The sequence below is a fragment of the Enterobacter sp. PL_is514 genome (assembly GCF_055816715.1).
In genome coordinates, this window is the sequence record NZ_JBVPGN010000026.1 from 194999 (window position 1) to 220169 (window position 25171).

Below are 25171 nucleotides of genomic sequence, written 5' to 3' on the forward strand. Positions count from 1 at the left end.
AAGTGGCTATGAAACATGTCTTACGAAAATCATCAGGCGTTAACCGGCTTAACGCTGGGTAAATCGACCGATTACCGCGATACCTACGATGCAAGCCTGCTGCAGGGCGTACCGCGCAGCCTGAATCGCGATCCTTTGGGTCTGCATGCGGACGCATTGCCGTTTGTCGGCGGTGATATCTGGACGCTGTACGAACTCTCCTGGCTCAACGCACGCGGTCTGCCGCAGGTGGCGGTGGGCCACGTCGAGCTGGATTACGCCAGCGTTAATCTCGTCGAGTCCAAAAGCTTTAAGCTGTATCTCAACAGTTTTAACCAGACAAAATTCAACAGCTGGGACGACGTTCAGCACACCCTGGAACGTGACTTAAGCGCCTGCGCGCAGGGTAAGGTAAGCGTTTCACTGTATCGCCTGCACGAGCTGGAAGGGCAGCCTGTCGCCCACTTCAACGGGACCTGCATCGACGATCAGGATATCGAGGTGGAGAATTATGAATTCAGCGCCGGTTACCTCGAAAACGCGGCGAGCGGAAAAGTGGTCGAAGAGACGCTGGTCAGCCATCTGCTGAAATCCAACTGCCTGATCACCCACCAGCCGGACTGGGGCTCGGTGCAGATCCAGTACCGCGGCCCAAAAATCGACCGGGAAAAATTGCTGCGCTACCTGGTGTCGTTCCGCCATCACAACGAATTCCACGAGCAGTGCGTGGAGCGCATCTTTAGCGATATTCAGCGTTTTTGTCAGCCGGAGAAGCTGAGCGTTTACGCGCGCTACACCCGCCGCGGCGGTCTGGACATTAACCCGTGGCGCACCAACACCGATTTTGTGCCGGCGACGGGACGGCTGGTGCGTCAGTAATATAAATATTTTCACAATATGCGCGGTATCTTCCGCGCTTTAGGTTGTGAAACGTCACGCGCCAGGGCTATTGTAATCAACAGGGAAAGACGATAATCGTCCCGTAAGGAGCTCACTTGATTACACATATTAGCCCGCTTGGCTCAATGGATATGTTGTCGCAGCTGGAAGTTGACATGCTTAAACGCACGGCCAGCAGCGATCTTTATCAACTGTTTCGTAACTGTTCACTTGCCGTACTGAACTCCGGAAGCCTGACAGATAACAGTAAAGAACTGCTGTCCCGCTTCGAAAGCTTTGATATCAACGTGCTGCGCCGCGAGCGTGGCGTGAAGCTCGAAGTCATCAACCCGCCGGAAGAGGCCTTTGTCGACGGGCGCATCATTCGTTCACTTCAGGCTAACCTGTTTGCCGTGCTGCGTGACATCCTGTTTGTTAACGGGCAGATCCACAACGCAGGCCGTTTCCAGCATCTCGACCTGGAAAGCTCAGTCCATATCACCAACCTGGTGTTCTCCATTTTGCGTAACGCCCGCGCCCTGCACGTGGGTGAAGCACCGAACATGGTCGTTTGCTGGGGCGGTCACTCCATTAACGAAACCGAATACCTTTATGCCCGTCGGGTGGGCACCCAGCTTGGCCTGCGCGAGCTGAATATCTGTACCGGCTGTGGTCCGGGTGCAATGGAAGCGCCAATGAAAGGTGCGGCGGTTGGGCACGCGCAGCAGCGTTATAAAGAGGGGCGTTTCATCGGCATGACCGAGCCGTCAATTATCGCCGCTGAGCCACCTAACCCGCTGGTTAACGAGCTGATTATCATGCCGGATATCGAGAAACGTCTTGAGGCGTTTGTCCGTATCGCCCACGGCATTATCATCTTCCCGGGCGGCGTGGGGACAGCGGAGGAGCTGCTCTACCTGCTGGGTATTCTGATGAACCCGGCCAACAAAGATCAGGTTCTGCCGCTTATCCTGACCGGGCCAAAAGAGAGCGCCGACTACTTCCGCGTGCTGGACGAGTTTATCGTGCACACGCTGGGTGAAGCCGCGCGTCGTCACTATCGCATCATCATCGACGATGCCGCAGAAGTGGCCCGCCAGATGAAGAAAGCGATGCCATTGGTGAAAGAAAACCGTCGCGATACCGGTGATGCGTACAGCTTTAACTGGTCAATCCGAATTGCGCCGGACCTGCAGATCCCGTTCGAGCCTTCACACGAGAACATGGCGAACCTGAAACTCTACCCGGACCAGCCGGTAGAAGTCCTGGCCGCCGATCTGCGTCGCGCCTTCTCCGGTATTGTGGCGGGCAACGTCAAAGAGGTCGGTATCCGCGCCATTGAACAGTACGGTCCGTACAAGATCCACGGCGATCCGGAGATGATGCGCCGCATGGATGACATGCTGCAGGGCTTTGTCGCCCAGCACCGCATGAAGCTGCCGGGCTCTGCCTATATTCCTTGCTACGAAATCTGCACCTGACGCTTAGCGATATCTCATCAAAGCCGGGTCGCCCTGTTGCGCGTCCCGGCTTTTTTTATTCCTGATGTAATTCATAGGCATCACTTATATCTTTTACAAAGTTGTCACATACGCAAACGATTACCTGCATTTTGCAACCGTAAATTATCAGCCTTAATCAAAATTACCTGCCAGAAAATCCTAAAAACCCATTTCTTTACAGCGAAAGACACCTATATCACGGGGTGGTCTTTCAGCGCACATGTCGTTGGTGGTAGCCTTCGCGCCCGTAAATTCTCTTTGATGTTTTTTTAACAGATAAATGGTCTAAAGATGCCCACATCATAAGTGGATTATTGCATTTGGGATCACGATCACTGATAGATTCATAACTAGAATGTATCTTTCCGCCCGCCAATAGTTACGGGTGAAAATTATTAAAAAACCGTCACTGAACGAATTTCATATTACCGTCAGGCACTTTTTCATCGGATTTGACTAAAAAACCTGACAATTCGCTTCCTCCAGGAGATACAGATGGAAACCACTCAAACCAGCACCGTTGCTTCGATTGAATCCCGAAGTGGTTGGCGCAAAACGGATACCATGTGGATGCTTGGCCTTTACGGCACGGCAATCGGCGCTGGTGTACTGTTCCTTCCTATCAACGCAGGCGTCGGCGGTCTGATCCCGCTGATCATTATGGCTATCATTGCTTTCCCGATGACCTTCTTTGCACACCGCGGTCTGACCCGCTTCGTGCTGTCCGGTAAAAACCCGGGCGAAGACATCACTGAAGTGGTTGAAGAGCATTTCGGCGTGGGCGCAGGTAAATTGATTACCCTGCTCTACTTCTTCGCGATTTACCCTATTCTGCTGGTCTACAGCGTGGCGATCACTAACACCGTTGAAAGCTTCATGATGCACCAGCTGCACATGACGCCGCCGCCGCGTGCGATTCTGTCTCTGATCCTGATTGTGGGCATGATGACCATCGTGCGCTTCGGTGAGCAGATGATTGTGAAAGCAATGAGCGTACTGGTCTTCCCGTTCGTTATTGCTCTGATGGTACTGGCTTGCTACCTGATCCCACAGTGGAACGGTGCAGCACTGGAAACCCTGTCCCTGAGCAGCGCATCGGCAACCGGTAACGGCCTGCTGATGACACTCTGGCTGGCGATTCCGGTAATGGTGTTCTCTTTCAACCACTCCCCAATCATCTCCTCTTTCGCTGTTGCGAAACGTGAAGAGTACGGTAATGGTGCAGAGAAGAAGTGCTCCAGCATCCTGGCACGCGCTCACATCATGATGGTGCTGACCGTTATGTTCTTCGTCTTCAGCTGCGTACTGAGCCTCTCCCCGGCGGACCTGGCGGCAGCGAAAGAGCAGAACATCTCTATTCTGTCTTACCTGGCAAACCACTTTAACGCACCTGTCATTGCGTGGATGGCACCTATCATCGCGATTATCGCCATCACCAAATCCTTCTTGGGCCACTACCTCGGCGCACGTGAAGGCTTCAACGGTATGGTGATTAAATCTCTGCGCGGTAAAGGCAAGAGCATTGAAATCAACAAGCTGAACAAAATCACTGCACTGTTCATGCTGCTCACCACCTGGGCGGTAGCAACGCTGAACCCAAGCATCCTGGGCATGATTGAAACCCTGGGCGGCCCGGTCATCGCGATGATTCTGTTCCTGATGCCGATGTACGCGATTCAGAAAGTCCCTGCTATGCGCAAGTACAGCGGTCATGTGAGCAACGTCTTTGTGGTTATCATGGGTCTTATCGCAATCTCTGCGATCTTCTACTCCCTGTACACCATGTTCTGATTATCACCCGCGCCGTCTTCGGACGGCGCACTCCTCCCTCTCTGACTGAAAGCAATGGACGCATCATGATTAGCGTATTCGATATTTTCAAAATCGGTATTGGTCCTTCCAGCTCTCACACCGTCGGACCAATGAAAGCCGGTAAGCAGTTCACGGATGACTTGATTGCACGCGGCATCTTGCATGACGTTACCCGCGTGGTTGTCGATGTATACGGCTCGCTTTCCCTGACCGGGAAAGGCCACCATACCGATATCGCCATTATCATGGGCCTGGCGGGAAATCTGCCAGATACCGTTGATATTGATGCGATCCCTGGCTTCATCCAGGATGTGAATACCCACGGTCGCCTGCTGCTGGCGAACGGTGAGCATGAGGTTGAATTCCCGGTTGACCACTGCATGAATTTCCATGCGGACAACCTGTCGCTGCACGAAAACGGCATGCGCATTACCGCACTGGCCGGCGACAAAGCGGTATACAGCCAGACGTATTACTCTATCGGCGGCGGTTTTATCGTCGACGAAGACCACTTTGGTCAAACCGATAACGCTTCTGTCGAGGTGCCGTATCCGTACAAAACGGCGGCGGATCTTCAGCGTCACTGCCAGGAGACGGGCCTTTCCCTCTCCGGCCTGATGATGAAAAACGAGCTGGCACTTCACAGCAAAGAAGAACTCGAACAGCACTTCACCAACGTCTGGGACGTGATGCGCGGCGGTATTGAGCGCGGGATCACCACCGAAGGCGTTCTGCCGGGCAAGCTTCGCGTGCCGCGTCGTGCCGCAGCGCTGCGCCGTATGCTGGTGAGCACCGACAAAACGACAACGGACCCAATGGCCGTCGTTGACTGGATCAACATGTTCGCCCTGGCGGTAAACGAAGAGAACGCCGCAGGGGGCCGTGTGGTCACCGCGCCGACTAACGGTGCCTGCGGTATCGTTCCGGCGGTGCTGGCGTACTACGACAAGTTTATCCGTGAAGTGAACGCGAACTCACTGGCGCGCTACCTGCTGGTCGCCAGTGCGATTGGTTCGCTGTATAAGATGAACGCCTCCATTTCCGGTGCGGAAGTGGGCTGTCAGGGTGAAGTCGGCGTGGCGTGCTCCATGGCGGCGGCGGGTCTGGCCGAACTGTTGGGTGCAAGCCCGACCCAGGTGTGCATTGCTGCGGAAATCGGCATGGAACATAACCTGGGACTGACCTGTGACCCGGTTGCCGGACAGGTACAGGTGCCGTGCATCGAACGTAACGCGATTGCCTCCGTGAAGGCGGTGAACGCGGCACGTATGGCGCTGCGCCGCACCAGCGAGCCGCGCGTCTGTCTCGATAAGGTTATCGAAACCATGTACGAAACGGGTAAAGATATGAACGCCAAATACCGCGAAACCTCTCGCGGCGGCCTGGCGATGAAGATCGTGACCTGCGATTAAGCCTCTCTGGAAGCCTCGTTTTGCGAGGCTTCTTCCTGTTTTCCCCACCATTCATAGTTTCATGCTGCTGACAGTGTTACCCTTCCTGCATTAGATAGAAGGGAGATTATCTGTGGCCGTTCATTTACTTATCGTCGATGCACTTAACCTGATTCGCCGTATCCATGCGGTACAGGGGACGCCTTGTAAAGACACCTGTCTGCACGCGCTGGAACAGCTTATCCGCCACAGTGAGCCCACCCACGCGGTCGCGGTATTTGATGACGAAGCCCGCAATACGGGCTGGCGGCACCAGCGTCTGCCGGACTACAAAGCCGGACGCGCACCGATGCCGGACGATCTTCACGCTGAATTGCCCATGCTGCGCGCCGCATTTGAACAGCGGGGCGTCCCCTGCTGGGGGGCACAGGGAAATGAAGCCGACGATCTCGCGGCCACCCTGGCCGTAAAGGTGGCGAGTGCCGGGCATCAGGCCACGATCGTTTCAACGGACAAAGGCTACTGCCAGCTGCTCTCCCCCACTATCCGCATTCGCGACTATTTTCAAAAACGCTGGCTGGACGCGCCGTTTATTGCCAGCGAGTTCGGCGTCTCGCCTGAGCAACTGCCGGACTACTGGGGGCTGGCAGGCATCAGCAGTTCTAAGGTTCCGGGTGTGGCCGGGATTGGGCCGAAGAGTGCCGCACAGCTGCTGACCGATTTTCAGAGTCTGGAAGGAATTTACGCCCGTCTGGATGAGGTGCCAGAAAAGTGGCGCAAAAAGCTGGAGGCGCATAAAGAGATGGCGTTTATCTGCCGGGAAATCGCAACGCTACAGACGGATTTACAGCTGGACGGGAATTTACAGCAGCTGCGGTTAGAACGTTAATGCCCCCTCACCCTAACCCTCTCCCCCTAGGGGAGAGGGAACTGCTCGGTGCGGTCTTTTCCCCCTCGCCCCTTTGGGGAGAGGGCCGGGGTGAGGGGCAATCAGCGCACTATCGCTCGTCGCGACGTCCGCCAACCGCAGCCCACCAGCGACGAATATGCACCGTCACCTCTTCGCGGTCGTGATACAGCTGACGCGCCTGGATCTCCACGTTAATACCGTGTTCGTCCATCTGCTCCTGAATGTACGCCAGGTTCTGCGACACTTCCTCATAGCGCTTTTTCATCGGCAGCTTGAGGTTGAAAATGGTCTCACGGCACCAGCCGTTCACCAGCCAGGAGGCCATTAGCGCGGCGACTTTTGCCGGCTTCTCAACCATATCGCACACCATCCACGAGATGTTGTTACGGTTCGGGCGATAGCGGAAACCATCTTCACGCAGCCACGTGACCTGTCCGGTGTCCATCAGGCTTTGCGCCATTGGACCGTTATCAACGGACGATACCCACATATTGCGTTTCACCAGCTGATAGGTCCAGCCGCCCGGGCACGCGCCAAGGTCGACGGCGTACATGCCGTTTGCCAGGCGCTCATCCCACTCATCCGCTGGGATAAAGACGTGGAACGCCTCTTCCAGCTTGAGCGTGGAACGGCTTGGCGCATCGGACGGGAAGCGCAAACGCGGGATGCCCATAAAGAAGGGAGAGTTGTTGGTAGTGTATGAATAGCCTGTATAGCAGCAACCTGGTGCGATAAAGAAGATATGCACCACCGGACGCTTCGGCGTTTCGTAGTTCGTCAGCACGCCCGCATCACGCAGCGCCGCACGCAGCGGCACGGTGAACTTACGGCAGAACTTCATCAACTCTTTACTTTCGTTGGTATCCGCCACTTCAACGCGCAGATCGCCGCCCTTCTCCACCACACCCTGCAGCATGCCGACAATTGGCGTGATGCGGTCTTCCGGCGGAAGATCCTTCAGCAGCTCACCCGCAACAAACATCTGACGCGCAAAGATCAGCGAGCTGAACGGCAGCTCGCGTGCCAGCTTGTCTGCGTCTTCAGGCTGATAGCACTCGAATACCACATAGCCCGCGTTCTCTTTTACACGGGCAAAGCCGAAGACTTCGCGCTTCGCCGCTTTATCGGTAATTTCCGCGGCGCACTCTTTCTCAAACCCCGGGCGACAATATAAAACAACCTTATTCATGAACAACGCCCTTGCGTTTCAGACGGATAGCTCCGATAAACATTAATACCCAACCCGCCAGGAAGCTGAAGCCGCCGACAGGTGTAACGAACGCCCACAGGCGCAGATGTGAGAGCGCAAGGCAGTACAGGCTACCGCTGAACAACACGGTACCCAGCGCCATAAACACGCTGCTCCAGTAAAACCAGATACTGATACGACGCTGCATCGCCACCGCCAGCCCAAAAATAGCCAGCGTATGGAACGCCTGATATTCAAGGCCGGTCTGGATCCAGCCCATCTCGACTGCGCCTAAAGACTTGCTTAAGACATGTGCGCCAAAGGCGCCCAGTGCAACAAAAATAAAGCCACTCACCGCGGCAAAAATCAGCATGAATCGGCTGGTCATGTTTAAGTCCTGAATTGATGCGTGCCCGGCACACAAACGTTATTGTTCATACCTGAAGCGGAATTTTTCTTGCTCGGTTGCCGCTTTCGCCAGTATCCACTGCCGGAAGGCGGCTATTTTACCCAGTTCTGCCTGACTGTCATGACAAACCAGATAAAACGCATTCTTGCTGACCAGTACATCATTAAAAGGGCAAACCAGGCGGCCTGCCTCAATTTCGGACTGCGCCATGACGTTGTTCGCCAACGCCACGCCCTGCCCGTGAATGGCAGCCTGTAACACCATCGCACTGTGGCTAAAGATGGGTCCCTGCTGCACGTTTATATGAGTAAGACCTAATTGACGGGTATAAGTTTGCCAGTCGCGTCGAGAGGCATCATGCAAAAGCGTATGCTGAGCCAGGTCAGCGGGTGACTTCAGCGCCTTTTCACCTGTTAACAGCAGAGGAGAGCAGACCGGCAGGAGATATTCTGCGTATAATTTCTCAACACGCAAGCCCGGCCAGTTACCGCGACCATAAAAAATGGCAACGTCCACGTCATCTGCCAGCTTATCTTCCTGACGATCTACGGCCTGGATTCGAACGTCGATCCCCGGATAAGCTGAGTTAAAGCTTGAAAGTCTTGGCACCAGCCATTGAATGGCAAAACTGGGCAATAAACTGACGGTCAGGGCACCTTTTGCACTGCGAGCCTGCAGCTTACGCGTGGCTTCCGTAAGCTGTGAAAAAATCTCTTTAATATCCTGAAAATAGCTCTGCCCCTCTTCGGTCAACAGCAACGAACGGTTGCGTCGACGAAACAGCTTAAGGCCCAGAAAATCCTCCAGAGACTTGATTTGATGACTTACTGCGGCCTGTGTCACAAAAAGCTCATCGGCTGCGCGGGTGAAGCTCAGGTGACGTGCTGCTGCATCAAAAACACGTAATGCATTGAGGGGTGGCAATCGCTTTGACATGGTTATCTGGCTTAGATGTTAACGGATTTTAACAAACAGGAAACAACGTTTAACCTATTAGTTTTTTTTATCTGAGCCATTATAATTTGTCCGTTGAGGAACTACCAGCAAATACCTATAGTGGCGGCACTTCCTGAGCCGGAACGAAGAGCTTTTTTCGGAATGCGTGTTCTGAAGGGCTTTTGGCTTACGGTTGTGATGTTGTGTTGTTGTGTTTGCAATTGGTCTGCGATTCAGACCACGGTAGCAACGCTACCAATTTTTCACTTCCTGTACATTTACCCTGTCTGTCCATAGTGATTAATGTAGCACCGCCAATTTGCGGTGCTTTTTTTTCGCCTGCGATCTGTTAATGCTCGATCTCTTTCATCTCTTTCACGTCCGTGCGGTTGATCTGCTGCTTGTTCCCGTTAGCATCTTTGTATGAAATCATCCCGGTATCGTTATCAGTAGTCGGTTTCCCTTCCGATACGATAGAACGACCATCGTTGGTGTGCATCACGTAGTTGTTACCGGAACACGCGCTCAGGGCAAAAGTAAACGCACAGGCAGAAATGATTGCAGCTGTCTTATTCATGATTATTCTCCTTTAGCAATTAATGCTATTCAAACCTCGATTTATAACAGGCTAAAACATCCGCCTAACACTATTTAGCATAACCTGCTTTTTTAGGGTCATCAGGATAAGCAGACAATTCTGATAGATATCAACCTCCTTGCCCTGCCGCTGAAATTGCGCGACGATCGCTATATTGAAATGAGGAATCCCATGAACGCTTTCAGCCCTGCGCAGTTCCGCGCACAGTTTCCGGCCCTGGCCGATGCCGGTATTTATCTGGATAGCGCCGCTACCGCCCTTAAGCCACAGGCGGTGATTGAGGCCACGCAGCAGTTCTACAGCCTGAGCGCCGGGAACGTGCATCGCAGCCAGTTTGCCGAAGCGCAGCGTTTAACCGCGCGCTATGAAGCGGCACGCGATCAGGTCGCGCATCTGATCAATGCCGAAAGCGGGAAAAACATCGTCTGGACGCGCGGTACGACCGAGGCCATCAACATGGTGGCCCAGTGCTACGCGCGCCCGCTGCTTCAGCCGGGCGATGAGATCGTCGTTAGCGAGGCGGAACATCACGCCAACCTGGTGCCGTGGCTGATGGTGGCCGAGCAAACGGGTGCACGCGTGGTGAAGCTTCCACTGGGTGCAGACCTTCTGCCCGATGTGGCCCGTCTCCCCGAGCTGATTACCTCCCGCAGCCGCATTCTGGCGCTCGGACAGATGTCGAACGTCACGGGAGGCTGCCCGGATCTGGCTCAGGCCATTCGCATAGCCCATGCCAGCGGGATGGTGGTAATGGTCGACGGCGCCCAGGGCGTAGTGCACTTCCCCGCTGATGTGCAGGCGCTTGATATCGACTTCTATGCCTTCTCAGGACATAAGCTCTACGGGCCAACCGGTATAGGGGCGTTATATGGTAAGCCAGATCTGCTGGCAAAAATGACGCCGTGGCTCGGTGGCGGCAAAATGATTACCGAAGTGTCGTTCGATGGCTTCAACACTCAGGACGTTCCCTATCGTCTGGAAGCCGGTACGCCGAACGTGGCGGGGGTGATTGGCTTAAGCGCGGCGCTGGAGTGGCTGGCAGAAACCGACATTGTCCAGGCTGAAAGCTGGAGCCGGGGACTGGCGACGCTGGCAGAGGAAGAACTCAAAAAGCGCCCGGGTTTCCGTTCGTTCCGCGTTCAGGACTCCAGCCTGCTCGCCTTTGATTTTGCGGGCGTTCATCATAGCGACATGGTGACGCTGCTGGCCGGATATGGCATTGCCCTGCGTGCCGGACAGCACTGCGCCCAGCCGCTGCTGGCGGCGCTCAGCGTTAACGGTACGCTGCGCGCCTCGTTTGCGCCGTATAATACCCAAAGCGATGTCGACGCGCTGGTTGCCGCCGTTGACCGCGCCCTTGAAATACTGGTGGATTAATGACTAGCGCTGCTTTAGCCGGACATCCGTTTGGCACGGTCATCACAGAAGAGACCTTAAAACAGACCTTCGCCCCGCTCCAGCAGTGGGAAGATAAATATCGTCAGCTGATCCTGCTGGGTAAACAGCTCCCTGCGCTTTCAGACGATCTCAAAGCGCAGGCGAAAGAGATCGCAGGCTGTGAAAACCGCGTCTGGCTGGGCGTGAGCGTCTCCGGCGAGAAGCTGCACTTCTTCGGCGACAGCGAAGGCCGCATTGTCCGGGGCCTGCTGGCCGTATTGTTAACCGCTGTGGAAGGGAAAAGCGCGGCGGAACTGCTGGCACATTCGCCGCTGGCGTTATTTGATGAGCTTGGACTGCGCGCGCAGCTCAGCGCCTCGCGCGGTCAGGGGTTGATCGCGCTCAGCGACGCGGTACTGGATGCCGCACGTCAGGCTCAGGCCTGACGTTCCGCCTTCGCCATCATTTTCTTAAGGGCGTGAGACACCGCCACAAAGCCGAAGGAGGCGGTCACCATGGTGGCCGCGCCAAAGCCTGAGGCACAATCCATTCTCTTTGGCCCTTCCGCTGTGCTTTTCATCGCACACACGGAACCGTCCGCCTGCGGGTAGACCAGCGCTTCGGTCGAGAACACGCAGTCGACGCCCAGCTTGCCTTTGCTGTTCTTCACCACGTTAAAGTCGCTCTTCAGGCGCTCACGCAGCTTGGCAGCCAGCGGATCTTGGATCGTTTTCGCCAGATCGGCCACCTGGATCTGCGTCGGATCGATTTGCCCGCCCGCGCCGCCCGTCGTGACCAGCGGCACCTTGTAGCGGCGGCAGTATGCGATCAGCGCCGCTTTTGGCCGTACGCTGTCGATGGCGTCAATCACATAGCTGTAGCCTTTACTCATATACTCCGCGACGTTATCTGCCGTCACAAAGTCGTCGATCACCGTCACGCGGCACTCCGGGTTGATCAAGCGGATACGCTCCGCCATGACCTCAGATTTTGCCAGGCCGACGCTATCACGCAGAGCGTGAATTTGACGGTTGGTGTTGGTGACGCACACGTCATCCATGTCAATCAGCGTGATTGCGCCAATACCGGTTCTCGCCAGCGCTTCTGCCGCCCACGATCCCACACCACCAATGCCCACGACGCAGACATGCGCATCCGCAAACAGCTGCAGGGCTTTTTCACCATATAAACGTGCCGTCCCGCCAAAACGCTGGCGCCAGGCGTCGCTGATTACCACAGACATAAAACCTCAGATGTAAAAAGGGTGAGGTTTTCCTCACCCTAAACAGTAATCCGTATTGCGCTCAGAATACCACAATCAGCCGCTGAATACGTTTCCGGTACCCGGCGCCGCCTTCAGTACCCACACGCGTCCGTAGTGGTTATACCAGCCCGCGCGGTGGCCAGCGTCAGGGCCAATGCCCTGATAGATATCGAAGTGCTGGCCTTTGATCGCCCCGCCGACGTCCAGCGCCACCATCAGACGCAGCTCATACTGGCCGTTGAACTTGCCGTTGTTGTCCAGCAGAGGAACCTCAGCCAACAGCGTGGTGCCTGCAGGAATAATCGAGCGATCCGATGCTACCGACGCGCGGCCAATCAGCGGAACGGCACTCGCCCCTTTCACCGGGGCGAAGTTTTGCGGTTTGAAGAAGACGAACGACGGGTTCTGCTCCAGCAGCTCACGCACCTCGGCTTCGCTGTGTTTCTCGCCCCACTCGCGGATCGCCTGCATCGACATATCTTCTTTCTTCACTTCGCCACGGTCGATCAGCACCTTGCCAATACTGCGATAGGCGTGGCCGTTTTTACCGGAATAGCTAAAGAAGTTAAGCGGTGAACCGTCGCCAAAATCAATGTAACCGCTGCCCTGAACGTCCATGATGAAGTTATCCATCAGGGAGTTGCTGTAGGCCAGAACGTAGTTTTCGCTCAGCGCACCGGCGTAGATCTCAGCGCGAGACGGCAGACGACCGCGTTTTGGCGGCATACGGTAGATAGGATACTGGAACTCGCCCTGACGCGAGTGTCGTGCCTGGATAACCGGGGTGTAATAGCCGGTAAACTGAACGTTGCCGTAGTTATCGGCCCCTTCCATCTGCCAGGCGTCGATACCAAACTGGCGCATGTTGCGCGTATCGCCGCCTGCTTTCAGCCAGTCCTGGACCGCGTTATACACGCTACTCTGGGTGCCATACAGACGCGGCGACGCGTTGCGGATCTGGTAGACCTGCTCGGAGAAATCACCGGCATTAATCGGTGCGCCGACCGCATCAGGCTGATTAACTAAAGAGAAAGGCTGGGATAACTTCCCGTCTTTATACTGTTGACCGCGATCGGTCGGTTTGGAAGAGCAGGCCGCAAGAATCGCTACCATTGCGCCCGCCATCAGATACTTCGCCCAACGTCCTTTCATTATATCTCGTCTTTAAGTTGCCCATTTCCGCGTGATGAAGATAACAAACCGCCAGGGCTAATGAAATGCGATCGCATGCCCTTTGGCAAATTTTGCGCAAAAAATAGTCCAAACAACGCCATGTCGTTCAATTTGCATACAAAATCATGATAAATGTGAAAAAGGGGTTGCATCACAAACCTATCCGAGTATAGTGCGCATCCACGGACGCGGGGTGGAGCAGCCTGGTAGCTCGTCGGGCTCATAACCCGAAGGTCGTCGGTTCAAATCCGGCCCCCGCAACCAATTAAAATTTGATGAAGTATCTTCTACGACTGTAGAAAGACGGACGCGGGGTGGAGCAGCCTGGTAGCTCGTCGGGCTCATAACCCGAAGGTCGTCGGTTCAAATCCGGCCCCCGCAACCAATCAAATTTGAAGAAGTAAGCTTCTACAAGAGTAGAAAGACGGACGCGGGGTGGAGCAGCCTGGTAGCTCGTCGGGCTCATAACCCGAAGGTCGTCGGTTCAAATCCGGCCCCCGCAACCAACACTTCTAAAACAATAAACACCCTTAAGGGTGTTTTTTTGTATCTGTCGTTTGTGAATTTGCCGGGCGTGAACCCGGCCAAAAGATCTACCCGCGCCGCGCCAGCGTCGCCCCGTCAGAGAAATACGCACGAATCCCTGCCAGAATCGACTCCGCAACCTCCTGCTGGAATTTTGCCGTCTTGAGCTTACGCTCCTCTTCCACGTTACTGATAAACGCGGTTTCTACCAGAATGGACGGGATATCCGGCGCCTTGAGTACCGCAAACCCGGCCTGTTCAACGCTGTTTTTATGCAGCTTATTGATGTTGCCCAGCTTGCCCAGTACCGCTTTACCAAACTTCAGGCTGTCGTTAATGGTCAGCGACTGCACCATATCGAACATAGTGTGGTCGACGTAGCGATCGCCACTTTTGCCCACGCCACCAATCAGGTCAGAGGCGTTCTGGGTGTCCGCAAGGTATCTCGCGGCGGTACTGGTCGCGCCTTTGGTCGAGAGCGCAAACACCGACGAGCCGCTTGGCTGACGGCTGGTAAACGCATCCGCATGGATCGACACGAACAAATCGGCACGCTGCTTCTGCGCTTTCGCCACCCGGACCTTCAGCGGAATGAAGACGTCCTCATTACGCGTCATATAGGCGCGCATATTGCCTTCTTTATCAATCAACGCTTTCAGGCGGCGCGCAATTTGCAGCACCACGTCTTTTTCACGCGTACGGTATTTCCCCACCGCGCCAGAGTCTTCGCCACCGTGGCCTGGATCGAGCATGATCACAATCGGACGATCGCGCCCTGCTTTCCCCGGCTGCGGACCGCTTTGCGCAGGGGGCACCTGACGCTCCAAATCGCCCTTGTTGTAATCCTCCAGCAGGGCAAGAAGCGGATCCTGAATATCCGTCGCATTGGCCGGGTAGAGATCCATCACCAGGCGCTCTTTGAAGGTCGCAACAGGCGCCAGGGCAAATAGCTGCGGCTTAACGTTCTGCTTCAGTTCAAACACCATGCGCACGGTTTGCGGATCAAACTGCCCGACGCGCGCCGATTTAATAAACGGATCGTCACCGCGGATCTGCGCCGCCATTCCTTTCAGCACGGAGTTGAGGTTAACGCCTTCGAGATCCACCACCACACGCTCCGGGTTGCTGAGGGCAAATTGCTTATATTTCAGCACGCGATTGGATTCGACCGTCACGCGCGTATAGGTCGACGATGGCCAGACGCGCACCGCCACGACCTGGCTGGTGGCGGCAAGACCGACCTGACTGACGCTAAGCAACCACATTGCCCCGGCCCCTTTTAACAAACGGCGGCGGCTTATTGCTGAATTGGATCCCGACATGCTTCTCCCGAGCAAGAACACTGACTAATATGCAAAATGTCCAGATTGACCGAAAACTTTAACGAATGACGCATAAACTGTCATCTATAAAAGGGTAAACAATCATACGCTAACGCACGGATTACTTACCAATTTCTGTGGGTCGCGGAAAATTTGCGCTTGCACACGCGACCACAATCGAATAAAAATACAGAAATTACGAATAAACATTCATTAAGGGTTGTACCATGGTGAAGGAACGTAGAACCGAACTGGTCCAGGGATTCCGCCATTCTGTTCCCTATATCAACGCCCATCGGGGAAAAACGTTTGTCATCATGCTTGGCGGCGAAGCCATTGAGCATGAAAATTTTTCCAGCATCGTCAATGACATTGGCCTGCTGCACAGCCTGGGGATCCGCCTGGTGGTGGTGTATGGCGCGCGTCCACAGATCGACGCCAACCTGGCCGCTCACCACCACGAGCCGATTTACCACAAACATACCCGCGTCACCGATGCCAAAACCCTTGAGCTGGTGAAACAGGCGGCGGGCCTGCTGCAGCTGGATATTACCGCTCGCCTGTCCATGAGCCTGAACAACACGCCGCTGCAGGGGGCGCATATCAACGTCGTGAGCGGCAACTTTATCATTGCCCAGCCGCTCGGCGTGGACGATGGCGTGGATTACTGTCACAGCGGCCGTATTCGTCGTATTGATGAAGAAGCCATTCATCGCCAGCTGGACAGCGGTGCCATCGTGCTGATGGGCCCGGTCGCCGTTTCCGTGACCGGCGAAAGCTTTAACCTGACGTCTGAAGAGATTGCCACGCAGCTGGCGATCAAGCTGAAGGCGGAAAAAATGATTGGGTTCTGCTCCTCCCAGGGCGTGGTGAACGATGAAGGAACAATCGTGCCGGAACTCTTCCCGAACGAAGCCCAGGCCCGCGTGGAGGCGCTGGAAGCCGAAGGCGATTACCACTCCGGCACCGTCCGCTTCCTGCGTGGCGCCGTGAAGGCCTGCCGCAGCGGTGTGCGCCGCAGCCACCTGATCAGCTATCAGGAAGACGGCGCCCTGCTGCAGGAGCTTTTCTCCCGCGACGGTATTGGTACACAGATTGTGATGGAGAGTGCGGAGCAGATCCGCCGCGCCACCATCAACGATATCGGCGGCATTCTGGAACTGATCCGCCCGCTGGAACAGCAGGGTATTCTGGTGCGTCGCTCACGCGAACAGCTGGAGATGGAGATCGACAAATTCACCATTATTCAGCGCGATAACCTGACTATTGCCTGCGCCGCGCTCTATCCGTTCCCGGAAGAGAAGATCGGTGAAATGGCCTGCGTGGCGGTGCATCCTGATTACCGCAGCTCTTCACGCGGTGAAATGCTGCTTGAGCGCGTGGCGGCACAGGCGCGCCAGATGGGGCTGAGCAAGCTGTTCGTCCTGACGACGCGCAGCATTCACTGGTTCCAGGAGCGCGGGTTTACGCCGGTGGATATCGATTCTCTGCCGGAGACGAAGAAAGAGATGTACAACTATCAGCGCCGCTCAAAAGTGCTGATGGCTGACCTGGGATAATACGACGCCCTCACCGTCCGGCGAGGGCTTTCGTTCAGAGGGACTCAAATATCGCGCCCAGCCCGCTTCGACGTTCCGTACGGGTGGCAATCGCCTGCACCAGCACGCGTTCATCGGTATACAGCGACAGGCGCTGACGCGCGCGCGTTATGGCGGTATAGATCAGCTCGCGGGTAATGACGGGGGAAAGCTGCGTGGGCAGGATCAGCGCCGCGTGGTTAAATTCGGAGCCCTGGGATTTATGCACCGTCATCGCCCAGGCGGTTTCATGCTCGGGCAAACGGCTGGGCTGGAAAGACTTCACGCTCCCGTCCGGCATCTGGAACCAGACGCGCAGTCCCTGACCGCAGTCGAGCGCAATCCCGATATCCCCGTTAAACAATCCCAGCGCGCTGTCGTTACGGGAGATCATCACCGGTCGCCCTTCATACCAGCGCGAGTGCGGGGTACGGTTAATTTTGCGTTTTTGAGCCAGCAGCTGTTCCAGCCTGTCGTTAAGACCCCGGACACCAAAGGGGCCTTCCCTCAGCGCACAGAGCAACTGATATTCGCCAAACGAGGCAATGACCTGCTCCGGCGTACTTTGCTGTTGTACGTCCGTCAGAAAGCGCTGGTACCCCTGCAGGGCGTCGTCAAGCATCGCCTGATACTCTTCCGCGCTTTGCAGCGATTTTTTCTCAATATCCGTAAAGGTTCCGTCAAATACCGCCGTGGTGGCGCGCCGGTCGCCCCGGTTCACCGCTGCCGCAAGCTGGCCGATGCCGGAGTCGCTGCCGAAACGGTAGCTTTTTTGCAGCAGACACAGGCTGTCGCGCAGCGCCCCTGCTAGCGAATGGTTTTCAGAGGTGAGCGAGCATCCGGTGAGACGGGCTAACTCCTGAGCGCGTTCAGCGGTATATCCCAGGCTGGCATAGGTGCAGATATCACCCAGTACCGCCCCCGCCTCCACGGAGGCAAGCTGGTCACGATCGCCGAGGAAAATGACGCGCGCGTGCGGCGGTAGCGCATCGATCAAACGCGACATCATCGTCAGGTCAATCATTGAGGCTTCATCCACCACCAGCACGTCAAGGTGCAGCGGATTACCGGCATGATAGCGCAGACGCTGGCTACCCGGCTGTGCGCCAAGCAAACGGTGCAGCGTGCTGGCCTCATTGGGGAAAAGCGCAAGCTGCTCACCGGTTAGCGGCAGCTTTTGCAGCGCGCCGCCTAACGATTCCGTCAGACGTGCCGCCGCTTTACCGGTGGGGGCCGCCAGGCGAATACGGCACTTTTGCTCACCCGATAACTGAATCAACGCGGCAAGCAGTTTTGCCACGGTGGTCGTTTTCCCGGTACCCGGGCCGCCAGAAATCACCGAGATCCGTCGCGTTAAGGCCACGGCAGCCGCCACTTTCTGCCAGTCTGTCTCGTCGTCAGAGGTGAACAGCGTATCCAGCGTTTGCCGCAGCTGCGTTTCATCGCAGGGAAGCGGGGCGTTGGTCTCGCTGAAAAAGCGCGCTACCGTCAGTTCGTTACGCCAGAGCCGGTTAAGATACAAACGCTCGCCGACAAGGATCATCGGCGTCCCGGTATCGGCTCCGCTCACGGCAGGCGAGCCGAGTAGTATCTCCTGCCAGTCCACTGCGTCACCCAGCAGCGCGAAGCACGCCTGTAAAACCGGAGGCATCTTCTCATCCACCGCCAGACGCGACAGCGGCAGACACACGTGCCCCTCCCCCGCGTCTTTGCTCAGAATGGCGGCGGCAAGCATGACGGCAGGCTCCTCACCTGCCACCATCATGGCGAACTGCACATCCAGGTGGCGCAGTAATCGTTGTTCTACCGCGTCCAGCAGTAGCGCCTGCATCGTCATGCCACCTCCTCCGTGCCTGCAGCAAACAGGTTATCCATTTTTTCAATCAGTTCCGCAGCCGGACGCGTGCTAAAGACGCCGGAACGCGGGTCGTTAGCATCCACGCCGCGCAGGAACAGGTAAATTACGCCGCCAAAATGCGCTTCGTAGCGGTAATCAGCCATGCGATGGCGCAGGTAACGGTGCAGCGCCAGGGTATAAAGCTGGTACTGCAGATCGTAGCGATGCATCTGCATGGCCGCGGCCATCGCGTCTTGCGTGTAGGCTTCGCTGCTTTCACCCAGCCAGTTCGATTTGTAATCCAGCAGGTAGTAGCGTCCTTCGTGGCGGAAAACCAGGTCGATAAAACCTTTGAGCATCCCCTGCACCTGGCGGAAGTTCAGCGGCGGGCACCCGGCGGATAACGGATCGTACTCGCGGATCACCGCATCAAGCGCCTCAGCCCTGAGCGGGCTGGCGATGGGGAGATAAAACTCCATCTCCACCTGCTTATCTTTGGTAGTCAACTGGCTAAGCGAGATCCCCTGCGCGGTGAGCGGAGCATGCAGAACCGCGCGGATCCAGTCGGTGAGAACCGGCTGCCAATGCGCGTCGTAACCACCGCTCTGTAACATCTTCAGCACCCACTCTTCGGAAACCGGCTGGGTAAAATCCAGCTCTTCAAACAGGCTGTGCAAAAACGTGCCTGGAGAAGCACCGCGCGGGAACTGGTGCGGCGTGAGCACCGGCTCAGCGGGTACGCTACCGGCCCCCGCGGCATCCACGTCCAGTTTTGGCATCAGATCCTGAGCGATACTCTGCCCGTGCTGTTGTAAACCGGAGTAGCTGGTGACGCGCCAGTCGTCGGCTATCGTACGCACAACCTGGCGGGCATGGAGCGCTGAATCACGCAGCTCCGGCATCTGCCAGCGGCTGTTGTCGGGCAGCGAAGGAATATGCAGGGCAACATGCTCAGTGCAAAGGGATTCGATGCACTGGCGCAGGCCCGCCGCGTCTTTGGGTTCACCCTGCTGAATAAGCCGCCCCAGCGCGCTCAGATGAAAATCGCTCTCCCCGCTTTTTTCGCCACGGCGACGGAACAGAGGCGCAACGCCCAGGCTGCAGTGCCAGACCGAACGGGTCAACGCCACGTAGAGCAGGCGCAAATCTTCCGCCAGACGTTCAGCCTCTGCCAGCTCAACGCTGGACTCCGCGTTGCTGAGATCGAGCACCGCCTCAAAAGACTCGCGATCGTGATAAAAGGCCTGATCCTGCACGCGGTAATTGGCGATAAACGGCAGCCAGACCAGCGGATATTCCAGGCCTTTCGACTTGTGAATGGTGACGATCTGCACCAGATGTTTATCGCTCTCAAGGCGCATCTGCTGGCTGGACGAATTGCTGTTCGGATCGGCAATCTGCTGCGCCAGCCAGCGCACCAGAGCGTGCTCGCTCTCCAGCTGCGTACCCGCTTCCTGCAACAGTTCGCTGATATGTAAAATATCGGTCAAACGGCGCTCGCCGCCTGCTGTCGCCAGCATATTCTCCGCAATATGGCGCTGCGCCATGAGCTCGCGCACCATTGCCATTACCCCGCGCTTCTGCCATTTTTCGCGGTAGCGAACAAACTCTTCGACCACGGCATCCCATGCGGCTTCGTCATTGTTGAGCGCATCAATATCCCGGGCATTCAGCCCGAGCATCGCGCTCGCCAGTGCGCTGCGCAGCGTGCTTTCCCGCTCCGGGGCCAGCACGGCCTGCAGCAGCCATAGCATCTCCTGCGCTTCCAGCGTTTCAAAGACGCTGTCGCGGTTTGAGAGGTAGACGGAGGGGATATTCAGTAACGTCAGGGCGTCGCGGATGAGCGCGGCCTCCTGACGGCTACGCACCAGTACCGTAATATCCGATGCCTTTACCGGAGTGGGTTTATCCCCCTTCCACAGCAGCGCGTCATCGCGCGCGCCCGCACTGAGCCAGTCACGGATTTGCGCGGCACAGTGCTGGGCCATGGCATTTTGATAGTCGGCAACGCCGCAGCCTTCCCCATCCAGCAGCCAGAAGTTCATGGCAGGCTGCGTCTCGCCGTTGAACTCGAAGCGCAACGAGGCATTTTTCTCGGCAAACTTTACCGGCTGAAACGGGATCTCCCGGAACATAAACGCCGTATCCATGCGGCTGAAGAGCCCGTTGACGCTTTCCACCATGCCGGGAGAGGAGCGCCAGTTGGTATCGAGCGTGTAGTGCGCGTCAACCTCACTGCGGGCTTTCATGTAGGTGAAAATATCCGCACCGCGGAAGGCGTAGATAGCCTGTTTCGGATCGCCGATTAACAGCAGCGCGGTGTCGGGCTGCTGGCGCCAGATACGGCGGAAAATGCGGTACTGCTGCGGGTCGGTATCCTGAAATTCGTCGATCATCGCCACCGGGAAACGGGTGCGGATCGCGGCGGCAAGCGCTTCACCGTTTTCACTGCACAGCGCCGCATCGAGGCGGCTCAGCATATCGTCGAAACCCAGTTCACCCCGGCGGCGTTTCTCACGCGCGACGGCTTCGCGAATTTCCGTCATGGCGCGGGTAATCATCAGATCGTTGAGCGTTAAGGGCTCCGCCAGCAGGGATTCAATCGCCACAAACAGGGGATGCTCAGGGACAATGCCGTCGGCTTTGGTCCGCTCAACCAGGAAACGTTGGGAGAATTTCTCCAGCGCGTCCGGGAGCTGGTAGCCTCGCGTCTCTTCCTGCGCCCAGGCGCCGATCTTGTCGATCCATTTCCCCTGATTGCCACGGTTAAACTTGCGTCGGTCAATCCCGGAATTTTCGATGATTGCGTCAATCTCGCCAACGGACTCAAGCCATTTTTGCTTGATGTCGGCAATCTGCGCGATGATCTTTTCATGCCGTGAGGCCAGCGTTTCATCTGCCGGCGGCGGGGATTTGATGACCGGCGCTTCCCCCTGCAGATAACGATCGATAGCGCGCAGCAGCGCCTCCGGGCCCTTCCACAACGCGTGTACGGCTTCGGCGATATCGCGCGGTAACGGGTAGCAATGGCGACGCCAGAAATCCGCGCAGGCCTGATAGCGAAGCACGGATTCATCTTCAATAAGCTGCTGTTCGAACAGCATGCCGGATTCAAACGCATTCAGGCTCAGCATGCGCTGGCAAAAACCGTGAATGGTGAAGACGGACGCTTCGTCCATCTGTCGTTCGGCGAGGAGCAGCCACTGGGCTGCCTGTTGCTTATCGGCAATCTCTTCCAGAAGGCTCGCGTAGAGAGGGTTATTCGTGCTCTGACGCAGACAGGCGATGCGCAGCTCGTGGATATTGGTACGAATACGGCCCCGCAGCTCAGCGGTGGCAGCCTCGGTGAAGGTCACCACCAGCAGCTCTTCCACGCTCAAAGGGCGTGGAAAAGCGGCGTTGCCGCCAAGCCCCAGCAGCAGACGCAGATAAAGGGCGGCGATGGTGAAGGTTTTTCCCGTTCCCGCTGAGGCTTCAATCAATCGTTCACCCTGCAGAGGTAAACGTAAGGGATCAAGGGACTCAGCGGTATCGGTCATTCTTTCTTACTCCAGGGCATAGATTGCTGCAGCGCGCTGACGCTTTTCCAGACTTTCCAGCCTTTCGGGTTCACGTACTCCGTTTTCCCGTTCTGGCTACCGGAAACCTGGGACAGGATGGTGATACCCTGCGGCTTAATGACCGCCTGATGGAAGAAGTCGGCAACCTTCTGCGGCGTCAGCTGTTTTATCTCGGCCACTACTTTATCACGCGAATCAAAATTCAGATTACCGCGATCGAAATCTTTGCTCAGCTGTGAGGCTTCTTCACCCAGCGTCTGCGGCGGCTGCATTACCTGCGCGATGACGGCCTGCTGGATCTGAGCAAACTCTTCCGGCTTCATCGCGCGCAGCTTTGCTTCCACCTGAGGGAAGAAGGCCTGGTAACGCTGCCAGAGATACGCCGGCTGTTTGTCGCTGCTTTGCAGCAGGAAGCCCAGCCCCCACTGTCGGCCGACGTTCATGGAGAAGGCAAATACCGCGTAGCCAAGCTGCTCTTCTGTGCGTAACTGGTTATAGAACCACGGCTGAATAATTTGTCCCAGCATGGCGCTCTGCGCTGAGCTGGCGAATTCATCATACCCCGTTGGCACAAAGACCGCGGCCAGCGCGGAATCCGTGCTGTTACCCGTCTTTTCAAAAATCACATTCTGCTTTTTCTCAACCAGCACGTCCTGGTTGCGGCACCACTCGTCGCCTTTCGAACCGAGCTGAGTGCGCACATTCTCCGCCAGGGTTTTGGCCTGATCCTCACTCATGTTGCCGACGATCAGGAACTCCGGACGCGTGTTGGTTTTCAGCGCGTCACGGTACGCCAGCACGTCTTTTAAGGTGATCGAAGGCAGCAGCGCGCGGCGGTCTTCTCGCTGGAAATAAGGAACCTGCGACAGCATTTGCGCCGGCATAAGCGCCAGATCGTAAGCTTTGCCCTTCTCCGCAGAATCCATCATCTGGGCGTACCACGATTTGGCCTGCTCAAGCTGCTCTTCCGTCGGCGTGTAGCTGAAATACCCTTCCAGCAGTGCCTGGAACAACTGAGGCAAACGCTGGGTATAGCCGTTTGCATTGAGCATCAAACCGTTGTTGGCGTTGGTGGAGAAGCTGATGCCGCCCACGGCCGCCTGGTTGCTGAGCTGATCGAGCGCGATACCGGCGAGATAGTCATTGAGCGCGAACATCACCTGATTTTTGGCGCTGTTCATGGCTTTCGGATTACGCAGCACTACGCTGACATCGGCCTTTGGCTCGCTGGCGAAATAGCGGCTTGGTGTATACACCACGCGCAGCGTTGGCTCATCAATGATTAGCGCCGGGTGCGGGTAATCTTTCGTCGTTTTGGTCAGCGAGAAGTCATCCGGAATATAGGGGTTCAGCTCCGGCAGCTTCAACGCAATCTCCCCGGCCTTTTTCTGCCAGTCGGCGAAGGTCTGTGCGCTGATTTTATCTACCTGATAAGGGGCATCGACAAAGTACGCCGTCTTGTTATGCGGTTCGTTCGGGCTGATGAACCAGATGCGGGCATTCTCCGGCGTCATCATCGCCAGGCGGGATTTTACCGCCCCGGCGTCATACCGGTCGGCAATATTTACCGCATCGAGGGTATGTTCCACCGGCACGCGGATCATGGTATCCGCCAGCCACTCTACGTAATCCATGTCGCGGGTGATGGACGGGTAACGGAAATCGAGATCCAGCACGTGGGCAAGTTCATCAAAATAACGCTTATCGACGCCTTTCTCACGCAGTAAAGCGAGGTAGCTGAAGATCGCCGCCACGACTTCATCACGGTTGGCCTGTCCTTTGTCGGTCAGGGTGGCGGAGATCGCCAGCACGCCGCTATTGCCGTTCACAACCGGATCGGAGTCGGCGCGAATACCTTCCACCAGCCCCTGTTTTTGCAGCCAGTCAGACAGCGTACCCGGGCTACGGTTACCTATCAGGTAGGTGACCAGCTCATCGGTTTTACTGCGAAACTGTGCGGTGTTGTTATCGATGCGGAATTCCACGCGCAGCACTTTGCGCGGCAGCGCCGGCACGTAGTGGATAACGATGCCTTTTTGCGCGTCCGTAACCACCGGGACGTTTATTTGCGGCAGGTCGATATTTTTATTCGGCACCCGTCCAAACGTTTTAGCCGCCATGTCTGCCAGTTCTGGCAACGGTTTATTGCTGTAGATGACCGCTTTCATCAGGTTGGCGGAGTAGTATTTATCGCGAAACGCGTGCAGAGCATCCAGCACCGGGCTGTTCGGTTTGTCGCTTAACGTCTCAAGGTTACCGCCGGAGAAACGCGAACCCGGGTGTGCAGGGTTGATGGTTTCGGCACTGACCTGGGCCATGCGCATACCGTCTCGCGTACGGGCCATGGTCAGCTCGGCATTCACCGCATTGCGTTCACGATCGGCATATTTTTTATCCAGCAAGGGCGCGGCGATGGAATCAGCAAGGCGATCGACCGCCCCTTCCAGCGCATCATTTTCGACTTCAAGATAAAAGGCCGTGCGGTACGGTGCCGTGCTGGCATTGTGGCTGCCGCCATGCATTTTCAGAAATTCGGACAGGCTATCTGGCTGCGGGTATTTTTTTGACCCCATCAGCGTCATATGTTCCAGATAGTGTGCAAGCCCAGGATGAGCGTCAGGATCTTCCAGCGATCCAACCGGCACCACTAATGCCGAAAGGGATTTCACCGCCTGCGGATCGGAGACCAGCAGTACGGTCATGCCGTTATCAAGACGAATAGCCTGATATTGACGGGTATCTTTTTCGCTTTTACGAATAGTTTCCTGAACGGGTTGCCAACCGGAGTCTGCCTGAGTGACGGGTACCCAGAGGGCGAAAAACAAAACAAACGCTTTAAACAAGGTGCTACCTCTTTATCACGGCTACATCATTAACACATTGCGCGCTGGACACGCCAACATCTCTTTATTGGGTACATCAGTCCGTGAT

Annotated in this window: 18 protein-coding genes and 3 tRNA genes; 11 read left to right on the forward strand and 10 right to left on the reverse strand. The window is 56.3% G+C overall.

From position 1 onward, the window contains the following. Window positions 1-15 precede the first annotated feature (15 nt). The 5 genes from queF to xni all read left to right on the forward strand — a co-directional run bounded on the left by queF (window position 16) and on the right by xni (window position 6452). Window positions 16-858: an NADPH-dependent 7-cyano-7-deazaguanine reductase QueF gene (queF, locus tag AC0TNG_RS03710; RefSeq protein ID WP_024909279.1), complete on the forward strand. Its 843-nt coding sequence runs from the start codon at window positions 16-18 to the stop codon at window positions 856-858. A 116-nt stretch (window positions 859-974) separates the two neighbouring features. Beyond that, on the forward strand, window positions 975-2339 hold the full coding sequence (gene ppnN / locus AC0TNG_RS03715; protein ID WP_008499641.1) for a nucleotide 5'-monophosphate nucleosidase PpnN: 1365 nt from the start codon (window positions 975-977) through the stop codon (window positions 2337-2339). A 516-nt stretch (window positions 2340-2855) separates the two neighbouring features. Further along, window positions 2856-4151, forward strand: a complete 1296-nt coding sequence (locus tag AC0TNG_RS03720) for an HAAAP family serine/threonine permease (protein ID WP_024909280.1) — start codon at window positions 2856-2858, stop codon at window positions 4149-4151. A gap of 65 nt (window positions 4152-4216) precedes the next feature. Further along, complete coding sequence (sdaB, locus tag AC0TNG_RS03725) at window positions 4217-5584, forward strand: L-serine ammonia-lyase II (protein WP_032648113.1); 1368 nt, start codon at window positions 4217-4219, stop codon at window positions 5582-5584. Between the two features lie 112 nt (window positions 5585-5696). Next, window positions 5697-6452 carry a flap endonuclease Xni gene (xni, locus tag AC0TNG_RS03730; protein WP_021241892.1) on the forward strand — a complete coding sequence of 252 codons (756 nt, stop codon included), beginning with the start codon at window positions 5697-5699 and terminating at the stop codon, window positions 6450-6452. 109 nt (window positions 6453-6561) lie between these two features. On the opposite strand, the gene rlmM is transcribed toward xni, so the two are convergent. The 4 genes from rlmM to AC0TNG_RS03750 all read right to left on the reverse strand — a co-directional run bounded on the left by rlmM (window position 6562) and on the right by AC0TNG_RS03750 (window position 9584). Further along, the gene (rlmM, locus tag AC0TNG_RS03735; RefSeq protein WP_023309030.1) at window positions 6562-7662 is read right to left on the reverse strand and encodes a 23S rRNA (cytidine(2498)-2'-O)-methyltransferase RlmM; all 1101 of its coding nucleotides are present in this window, start codon (window positions 7660-7662) and stop codon (window positions 6562-6564) included. Further along, entirely contained in the window at window positions 7655-8050 is a 396-nt protein-coding gene (locus AC0TNG_RS03740; protein WP_023309031.1) for a DUF423 domain-containing protein, read from the reverse strand. Before AC0TNG_RS03740 ends, rlmM begins: the two co-directional genes overlap by 8 nt. A gap of 39 nt (window positions 8051-8089) precedes the next feature. Next, window positions 8090-9007, reverse strand: coding sequence for a glycine cleavage system transcriptional regulator GcvA (gene gcvA, locus AC0TNG_RS03745; RefSeq protein WP_024909282.1), 918 nt, complete (start codon window positions 9005-9007; stop codon window positions 8090-8092). 349 nt (window positions 9008-9356) lie between these two features. Then, the gene (locus AC0TNG_RS03750; RefSeq protein WP_008499648.1) at window positions 9357-9584 is read right to left on the reverse strand and encodes a YgdI/YgdR family lipoprotein; all 228 of its coding nucleotides are present in this window, start codon (window positions 9582-9584) and stop codon (window positions 9357-9359) included. A gap of 192 nt (window positions 9585-9776) precedes the next feature. Here AC0TNG_RS03750 and csdA point away from each other — a divergent pair, with 192 nt between their 5' ends. Beyond that, the gene (csdA, locus tag AC0TNG_RS03755) at window positions 9777-10982 is read left to right on the forward strand and encodes a cysteine desulfurase CsdA (protein WP_473713299.1); all 1206 of its coding nucleotides are present in this window, start codon (window positions 9777-9779) and stop codon (window positions 10980-10982) included. Beyond that, window positions 10982-11428 (forward strand): cysteine desulfurase sulfur acceptor subunit CsdE, encoded by a 447-nt coding sequence (gene csdE / locus AC0TNG_RS03760; RefSeq protein WP_023333259.1) that lies wholly within the window; start codon window positions 10982-10984, stop codon window positions 11426-11428. Before csdA ends, csdE begins: the two co-directional genes overlap by 1 nt. Here the strand turns inward: csdE and tcdA are convergent. Then, window positions 11419-12225 carry a tRNA cyclic N6-threonylcarbamoyladenosine(37) synthase TcdA gene (tcdA, locus tag AC0TNG_RS03765; RefSeq protein WP_008499651.1) on the reverse strand — a complete coding sequence of 269 codons (807 nt, stop codon included), beginning with the start codon at window positions 12223-12225 and terminating at the stop codon, window positions 11419-11421. The genes csdE and tcdA overlap by 10 nt on opposite strands. A gap of 75 nt (window positions 12226-12300) precedes the next feature. Continuing rightward, window positions 12301-13398, reverse strand: a complete 1098-nt coding sequence (gene mltA / locus AC0TNG_RS03770; RefSeq protein ID WP_463727281.1) for a murein transglycosylase A — start codon at window positions 13396-13398, stop codon at window positions 12301-12303. Window positions 13399-13606: 208 nt separating this feature from the next. Here mltA and AC0TNG_RS03775 point away from each other — a divergent pair. The 3 genes from AC0TNG_RS03775 to AC0TNG_RS03785 all read left to right on the forward strand — a co-directional run bounded on the left by AC0TNG_RS03775 (window position 13607) and on the right by AC0TNG_RS03785 (window position 13925). Then, window positions 13607-13683, forward strand: a tRNA-Met gene (locus tag AC0TNG_RS03775). Between the two features lie 44 nt (window positions 13684-13727). Next, window positions 13728-13804: transfer RNA gene (locus tag AC0TNG_RS03780), tRNA-Met, on the forward strand. Window positions 13805-13848: 44 nt separating this feature from the next. Next, window positions 13849-13925: transfer RNA gene (locus AC0TNG_RS03785), tRNA-Met, on the forward strand. 87 nt (window positions 13926-14012) lie between these two features. Here the strand turns inward: AC0TNG_RS03785 and amiC are convergent. After that, on the reverse strand, window positions 14013-15266 hold the full coding sequence (amiC, locus tag AC0TNG_RS03790) for an N-acetylmuramoyl-L-alanine amidase AmiC (protein WP_032648118.1): 1254 nt from the start codon (window positions 15264-15266) through the stop codon (window positions 14013-14015). A gap of 227 nt (window positions 15267-15493) precedes the next feature. Here amiC and argA point away from each other — a divergent pair, with 227 nt between their 5' ends. Beyond that, the gene (argA, locus tag AC0TNG_RS03795) at window positions 15494-16825 is read left to right on the forward strand and encodes an amino-acid N-acetyltransferase (RefSeq protein WP_008499655.1); all 1332 of its coding nucleotides are present in this window, start codon (window positions 15494-15496) and stop codon (window positions 16823-16825) included. A 34-nt stretch (window positions 16826-16859) separates the two neighbouring features. On the opposite strand, the gene recD is transcribed toward argA, so the two are convergent. From recD to ptrA, 3 genes are read right to left on the reverse strand one after another with little or no spacing between them, the layout of a single operon-like run. Then, window positions 16860-18680, reverse strand: coding sequence for an exodeoxyribonuclease V subunit alpha (gene recD, locus AC0TNG_RS03800; protein WP_473713300.1), 1821 nt, complete (start codon window positions 18678-18680; stop codon window positions 16860-16862). After that, window positions 18677-22219, reverse strand: a complete 3543-nt coding sequence (recB, locus tag AC0TNG_RS03805; RefSeq protein WP_473713301.1) for an exodeoxyribonuclease V subunit beta — start codon at window positions 22217-22219, stop codon at window positions 18677-18679. The genes recD and recB overlap by 4 nt, the downstream gene beginning before the upstream one ends. Then, window positions 22216-25083: a pitrilysin gene (gene ptrA / locus AC0TNG_RS03810; RefSeq protein ID WP_473713302.1), complete on the reverse strand. Its 2868-nt coding sequence runs from the start codon at window positions 25081-25083 to the stop codon at window positions 22216-22218. Before ptrA ends, recB begins: the two co-directional genes overlap by 4 nt. Window positions 25084-25171: the final 88 nt, after the last annotated feature.